Origin of the sequence: Mangrovicoccus sp. HB161399 (genome assembly GCF_013184745.1) — a bacterium.
Lineage (GTDB): Bacteria > Pseudomonadota > Alphaproteobacteria > Rhodobacterales > Rhodobacteraceae > Mangrovicoccus.
The window spans coordinates 113560-120136 of sequence record NZ_JAATVU010000015.1 but is presented as its reverse complement, the minus strand read 5'-3'; the positions used below and the strand labels follow the sequence as shown (position 1 = coordinate 120136).

At 69.1% G+C, this 6577-nt stretch carries 6 protein-coding genes; 2 read left to right on the top strand and 4 right to left on the bottom strand.

What is annotated here, in order from left to right; translation table 11 throughout:
* Window positions 1–338: 338 nt before the first annotated feature.
* A complete protein-coding gene (locus tag HCC78_RS11135; protein ID WP_172328845.1) occupies window positions 339–1997 on the top strand; it encodes an iron ABC transporter permease in 1659 nt (552 codons plus the stop codon).
* A 57-nt stretch (window positions 1998–2054) separates the two neighbouring features.
* Here HCC78_RS11135 and trpB read toward each other — a convergent pair whose 3' ends face one another.
* Window positions 2055–3275 carry a tryptophan synthase subunit beta gene (gene trpB, locus HCC78_RS11130; RefSeq protein ID WP_172328844.1) on the bottom strand — a complete coding sequence of 407 codons (1221 nt, stop codon included), beginning with the start codon at window positions 3273–3275 and terminating at the stop codon, window positions 2055–2057.
* Window positions 3276–3429: 154 nt separating this feature from the next.
* Between trpB and HCC78_RS11125 the strand changes: the two genes are divergently transcribed.
* Complete coding sequence (locus HCC78_RS11125) at window positions 3430–3708, top strand: glucose-6-phosphate isomerase (protein WP_172328843.1); 279 nt, start codon at window positions 3430–3432, stop codon at window positions 3706–3708.
* 41 nt (window positions 3709–3749) lie between these two features.
* Here the strand turns inward: HCC78_RS11125 and HCC78_RS11120 are convergent, their stop codons facing one another.
* Genes HCC78_RS11120 through dapF form a run of 3 tightly spaced genes read right to left on the bottom strand, consistent with a single transcriptional unit; the run spans window position 3750 to window position 6468 of the window.
* Window positions 3750–4382 (bottom strand): glutathione S-transferase N-terminal domain-containing protein, encoded by a 633-nt coding sequence (locus tag HCC78_RS11120; RefSeq protein WP_172328842.1) that lies wholly within the window; start codon window positions 4380–4382, stop codon window positions 3750–3752.
* Window positions 4379–5638, bottom strand: coding sequence for a tRNA (N(6)-L-threonylcarbamoyladenosine(37)-C(2))-methylthiotransferase MtaB (gene mtaB, locus HCC78_RS11115; protein WP_172328841.1), 1260 nt, complete (start codon window positions 5636–5638; stop codon window positions 4379–4381). The genes HCC78_RS11120 and mtaB overlap by 4 nt, the downstream gene beginning before the upstream one ends.
* Window positions 5638–6468 (bottom strand): diaminopimelate epimerase, encoded by an 831-nt coding sequence (dapF, locus tag HCC78_RS11110; RefSeq protein ID WP_172328840.1) that lies wholly within the window; start codon window positions 6466–6468, stop codon window positions 5638–5640. Before dapF ends, mtaB begins: the two co-directional genes overlap by 1 nt.
* Window positions 6469–6577: the final 109 nt, after the last annotated feature.

The window sequence follows — 6577 nt, the reverse complement described above, 5'->3', positions numbered from 1 at the left end:
CGCCATACGAATACATCTGCAAAATCTGGACATCTGAACCAGACAGATTCAATGTTGATCCGATCCACCAGATGCCGGGACTGAACAACTAGCAGACGCCGCTGGAACCCGGCGGCCCGATCCGCGATACAGCCGGCTGCCCCGGCAAAGCGAGGCACCGGCCGCAAATTTGGAACCGTGCGGGCTTGCCGTCCGCCGGCAAACCAGCCGCCGCGAAACGCCGCGAATTGGGGCCGCGGCCACCAAAGCGGGGCCCCCGGCGGACTGCGCGGCTAGGACGCTTTGCATGGGCGCGGCGGACGGGCTAGGAAACCCCGTCCTGCAGCCCCGGTGCCGAGATGTCCCGAACCATGCCCACCTCGCCCCCTCCGATCCCGAGTCTCCGGCTGGGCCAGATGCCCTGGCTGGTCCTGACCGCGCTGATCGCCGCCCTCGTCCTCCTGCCGCTGGCCACCGTGATCTGGCTGGCCGTCGGAAATTCAGGCGGGGTCTGGGGGCATCTGGCCTCCACGACGCTGCCGCGCTACCTCGGCAACACGCTGGTGATGATGGCCTCGGTCGGCTTCTTCGCCGGGCTCGCGGGCACGGTCACGGCCTGGCTGGTGACGATGTACAGCTTCCCGGGCGTGCGCTGGCTCCGCTGGGCGCTGCTGCTGCCGATGGCGATCCCGGCCTATATCGGCGCCTATGCGCTGACCGATCTGCTGGAATATGCCGGACCAGTGCAGACCGGGCTGCGTGCGCTCTTCGGCTGGGAAAACGCGCGCGACTACTGGTTCCCCGAGATCCGCTCCCGCTGGGCGGCGATCCTGGTCCTGTCGGCGGCGCTGTTCCCCTATGTCTACCTGCTCAGCCGCAGCGCGCTGCGCGAGCATTCGGCCTCCAGCTTCGATGTCGCAAGGGCGCTCGGCGCAGGCCATGTCGCGCGCTTCGTCCGGGTCGGCCTGCCGCTGATCCGTCCGGCCGCCGCGGCCGGCATCGCCATCGTGATGATGGAGACCGGAGCGGATTTCGGCGTGGTCGACTTCTTCGCCGTGCAGACCCTGACCACAGGCATCTTCACCACCTGGCTGGAGGGCGGATCGGCCGCCGGCGCGGCGCAGATCGCGCTGGTGAGCCTCGGGCTGGTGCTGGTCCTCGCCTCGGCCGAGCGGGCCAGCCGCCGCCGTGCGCAGGTCTATTCCCATGCCAAGCGGCTGTCGAAGCCGAACCCGATTCCGCTCGCAGGGCCGGCCGGCTGGATCGCGACCCTCGCCTGCCTGGTGCCCTTCTTCATCGGCTTCCTGCTGCCCGGCGGCATCATCGCCCATCTGGCGATCCGCAATGCCGGCGAGTGGCTCGATCCGCGGCTGATCCAGGCCGCGGTCAACACGCTGGCCACGGCGGGCTCTGCCTCGGTCCTGACCGTCTGCCTCAGCCTGCTCTTGGTCTACGGCGTGCGGCTGACCGGGTCGAAGGCGATGCGCGGGCTGCTGCCGGTGACGGCGCTCGGCTATGCGGCGCCCGGCGCGGTGCTGGGCCTCGGACTGCTGTTGCCGGTGGCGGCGCTGGACCACCGGATCGCGGATTTCTTCGACCTCTTCGGCGTGAATGTCGGCATGGTGCTGACCGGTTCCTCGGCGGCGGTGATCCTGTCCTACATGGTGCGGTTCTTCGCCATCGGACAGGGCGCCGCCGACAGCGCCATGGGCCGGATCGCGCCCAGCCTGCCGATGGCGGCGCGCTCGCTGGGGCGGACGCCGGCCGGCACGCTCAGGACGGTGCACCTGCCGATGATCAAGGGGTCGATCGGCACGGCGCTGCTGCTGGTCTTCGTCGACGGGGTGAAGGAGCTGCCCGCGACGCTGCTCCTGCGGCCGTTCAATTTCGACACGCTGGCGACCCGGGTCTATGACCAGGCCTCGCTGGAGAAGATCGGCGATGCCGCCCCGCCCTCGATGTTGATCATCCTCGTCGGGCTTTCCGCCGTGATCCTGCTGGCGCGCACCAACCGCTGAAACGCAAAAGGCCGGGCACATGGCCCGGCCTCCGCGCATTCAGAACGGCGTTCAGCCCTACATCTCGACGCCGAGATGCTGGGCCACCGCGAAGATGTCCTTGTCGCCGCGGCCGCACATGTTCATGCAGATGATGTGGTCCTTGGGCAGCTCGGGCGCGATCTTCAGCACATGTCCGAGCGCGTGGCTGGGCTCCAGCGCCGGGATGATGCCTTCCTGCGCGCAGCAGACCTGGAAGGCGGCCAGCGCCTCCTTGTCGGTGATCGAGACGTATTGCGCGCGCCCGGTGTCGTGCAGCCAGGAATGCTCCGGCCCGATGCCCGGATAGTCGAGACCCGCGGAGATCGAGTAGCCCTCGAGGATCTGGCCGTCATCGTCCTGCAGCAGGTAGGTGCGGTTGCCGTGCAGCACGCCCGGACGCCCGCCGGTCAGCGAGGCGCAGTGCTCCATCTTCTCGTTGACGCCCTTGCCGCCGGCTTCGACGCCGATGATCCTGACGTCCTTGTCGTCGAGGAAGGGGAAGAACAGGCCCATCGCGTTCGACCCGCCGCCGATCGCGGCGACCAGCGTGTCGGGCAGGCGGCCTTCCTGCTCCAGCATCTGCTCCTTGGCTTCCTTGCCGATGATCGCCTGGAAGTCGCGGACCATCGCCGGATAGGGATGCGGACCCGCCACGGTGCCGATGCAGTAGAAGGTGTCGCGCACGTTGGTCACCCAGTCGCGCAGCGCGTCGTTCATCGCGTCCTTGAGCGTGCCGCGGCCAGAGGTCACCGGGACCACCTCGGCGCCCAGAAGCTTCATGCGGAACACGTTCGGCTTCTGCCGCTCGACATCGTGCGCGCCCATGTAGACGACGCATTTCAGGCCGAACTTGGCGCAGACGGTGGCGGTGGCCACGCCGTGCTGGCCCGCGCCGGTTTCCGCGATGATCCGGGTCTTGCCCATGCGGCGCGCCAGGATGATCTGGCCGAGCACGTTGTTGATCTTGTGCGCGCCGGTATGGTTCAGTTCGTCGCGCTTGAGGTAGATCTTGGCGCCGCCGCAGTATTCGGTCAGCCGCTCGGCGAAATAGAGCGGGCTGGGACGGCCGACGTAGTGCTTCCAGAGATAGTCCATCTCCGCCCAGAATTCGGGATCGGTCTTGGCGAAGTCGTATTGCTTCTCAAGCTCCAGGATCAGCGGCATCAGGGTCTCGGAGACGAAGCGGCCGCCGAAGTCGCCGAAGCGGCCGTTTTCGTCGGGACCGGTCATGAAGCTGTTGATCAGGTCATCGGGCATGGGACATCTCCTCTCGCACTGCGTGCTTGAACAGCGAACGGGCCGCCGGGTCAATGGGCCTGGGCCGCTTTCCGCGCTGCGGCGAACACGCCGCCTTCCGCAAGGGCTGCATTGTCCCTAGGATCGCGCCATTGGAATATCGAGGAGACATCCGATGAAGACCCAGATTACCGCAGCCGTGCTGGCCGGGGCGCTTGCCCTCTCGGCCTGCGAGAACATGACCCAGGAACAGGGCGCGACCGCAATGGGCGCAGGCGCGGGCGCCGTCGGCGGCGCGGTCATCGCAACCCTGCTGGGCGCCAACAGCGGCTGGACCGCGGCAGGCGCGCTGGCCGGTGCGGCGGCAGGCGCCCTGGTGGCCAGGCATGACGACGGCCAGCAGTGCTACTATGCAAACGGCGACGGCACCTATTACAAGGCGCCCTGCCAGTAAGCGCATCCCGCAGCCGGGCCCCGGCGGCCCGGCCCTGCACCTCAGGGCGCCGGAAAGGGCATGAGGCGCGGCGCCTGCCCCGGCGCCCAGGGCGGCAGCTTCGGCATCACCGCGGCGAAGAGCGGCAGCGCCAGGAAGGTCTCCAGCCAGCGCTGCACGGGCATCGGCGCCTCCCGGCCGAAGCGCGGCCGGTCAATCATCGCGAATTGCCGCACGAAAGGCAGGATGGCCATGTCCGCCAGCCGCGGCGACCGGCCGAACAGCCAGGGATCGAGCCGCGGCGCCAGCCCGCCCAGCATCCCCATTGCAGCGGCCCGCATCTCCTCCGGGTCGCTCTCCGGATGGCGGGACACATATTTCGTGCGGTCGAGCGACTGCTTGAACGGCCCGTCGAAGCGGCGGATCAGGTCGCGCCCCTCTTCCGGCATGGCGAGCCAGCCCTCCGGGTCGCTCCGGTCCAGCGCCCAGAGCATGATGTCCAGGCTTTCCGCCACGATCCCCTGCCCGGCATGCAGCAGCGGCACCGTGCCGTCCGGCGAGACCTCGAGGAACTCCGCGGGCTTGGCGCGCAGCACGATCTCGCGGAGTTCGGCGTGCACGCCCGCGACCTGCAGCGCCAGCCGCGCCCGCATCGCATAGGGGCAGCGGCGGAAGGACCACAGGACCGGCGTCACGCCGTCAGGCCGGCGGCCGTCACTCCGGTGATGCGGGCGGACACGATCTGTCCCTCGGGCTGGTCCGCGCCGAAATGCACCTCGGCGAATTGCGCGGTGCGGCCCATGCGCGGGCTTTCCATCAGGACCTGGTGGTCGCGCCCGACCTGGGCTGCGAGATGCCGCGCCACGGCGGCCTCGCCCGCGGCGCGCAGCCGGGCGGCCCGGTCCTTGATCGCGCGTCCGTCGACCGCGGGCATCCGCGCGGCGGGCGTGCCTTCGCGCGGGCTGTAGGGGAAGACATGCAGCCAGGTCAGGTTGCATTCCTCCACCAGCCTCAGCGAGTTGAGGAACATCTCCTCGGTCTCGGTCGGGAAGCCCGCGATGATGTCGGCGCCGAAGGTCATGTCGGGGCGCAGGCGGCGCGCTTCCTCGCAGAAGCGGATCGCATCGTCCCGCAGGTGGCGGCGCTTCATCCGCTTGAGGATCATGTCGTCGCCCGCCTGCAGCGACAGGTGCAGATGCGGCATCAGCCGCCCCTCCTCCGCGATGGCGCGCATCAGGTTCCCGTCCACCTCGATCGAGTCGATCGAGGAGATGCGCAGCCGCGGCAGCTCGGGCACCAGCTTGAGGATGCGCATCACCAGATCGCCGAGCTTCGGCGCGGCGGGCAGGTCGGCGCCCCAGGAGGTCAGGTCGACCCCGGTCAGCACGACCTCGTTGTAGCCGCGCTGCACCAGCCGCCGGATCTGGTCGACCACGACGCCTGCGGGGACCGAGCGGGAATTGCCGCGGCCGAAGGGGATGATGCAGAAGGTGCAGCGGTGGTCGCAGCCGTTCTGGACCTGGACATAGGCGCGGCTCCGCGTGCCGAAGCCGTCGATCAGATGGCCCGCGGTCTCGGTCACCGACATGATGTCGTCGACCTGCACGCGCTCGGTCTCGCCGATGAAATCGGCCGCCATGCCGCGCCAGGTCTCGGGCTGCATCTTCTCGGTGTTGCCGACGACGAAATCGACCTCCTCCATGGCGGAGAAGCTGTCCGGCTCGGTCTGCACGGCGCAGCCGGTGACCACGACCTTGGCGTTCGGGTTCTCGCGGCGCAGGCGGCGTATCTCCTGGCGGGACTTGCGCACCGCCTCGGCCGTCACGGCGCAGGTATTGACCACGACGGTCTCGCCCAGACCGGCGGATTGCGCCAGCTCCTTCATCGCCTCGGTTTCGTAGGCGTTGAGGCGGCAGCCGAGCGTGGCGAATTTGGGGACGGGCGCGTCCATCACACGGCCTCCAGGAAGGACGTCTCGAATTCCGCCGAGAACACATAGGCGACCGGGCCCGAGAGCCAGACGCCGTCCTCGCGCCAGTCGACCAGGAGCCGCCCGCCATCGAGGTCGAGCGCGACCGTCCGGCCCGTCAGCCCGCGCAGGTTGGCGGCCACGGCGGTGGCGCAGGCGCCCGAGCCGCAGGCCAGCGTGACGCCGGTGCCGCGTTCCCAGACCCGCATGCGCAGGTGGTCCGGCGCGGTCAGGCTGGCGTATTCGACATTGGTGCGCTCGGGGAACAGCGGATCGTGCTCGACGCCCGGTCCCTGCCCTTCGAGATCGACCGCCTCGGCATCGGCGACGAAATGCACCGCATGGGGATTGCCCATGCCGACCGCCACCGGATCGCCCGCCAGCGGCAGCGCGGTCACGTCCATCTCGCGGGCCAGCGGCACGTCCTGCCAGTCGAGCTGCGGCGCGCCCATGTTGACCCAGACCGCACCGCCGCGGCGCTCGGCATGGAGAAGCCCGCGCATCGTGCGGATGCTCACCGAGTCGCGGCCCAATCCGGCCATCACCAGATCGGCGACGCAGCGGGTCGCGTTCCCGCAGGCCCCGGCGCGGCTGCCGTCGGAATTCCAGAAATCGAGGCAGATGTCGCTGTCTTCTCCGTCGCGGATCTCGGCCAGCTGGTCGAATCCGACGCCGCGGTGGCGGTCGCCGACCGCGCGGGCCAGGGCCTCGGTCACGCGTGCAGGCCGGCCACGGCTGTCGATGACGACAAAGTCGTTCCCGGCCCCATGCATCTTCAGGAAGGGCAAACTGCTATCGGAGGTGTCGCGCATGCGGCGCGATATACGCCTGCCGGAGGCGAATATCCACAGGCTGGTTTTGCCGCGGCGCAAAAATCTGCGGAAATTCCGGAATTCGCCATTGACCCCCCCGAACGCAATC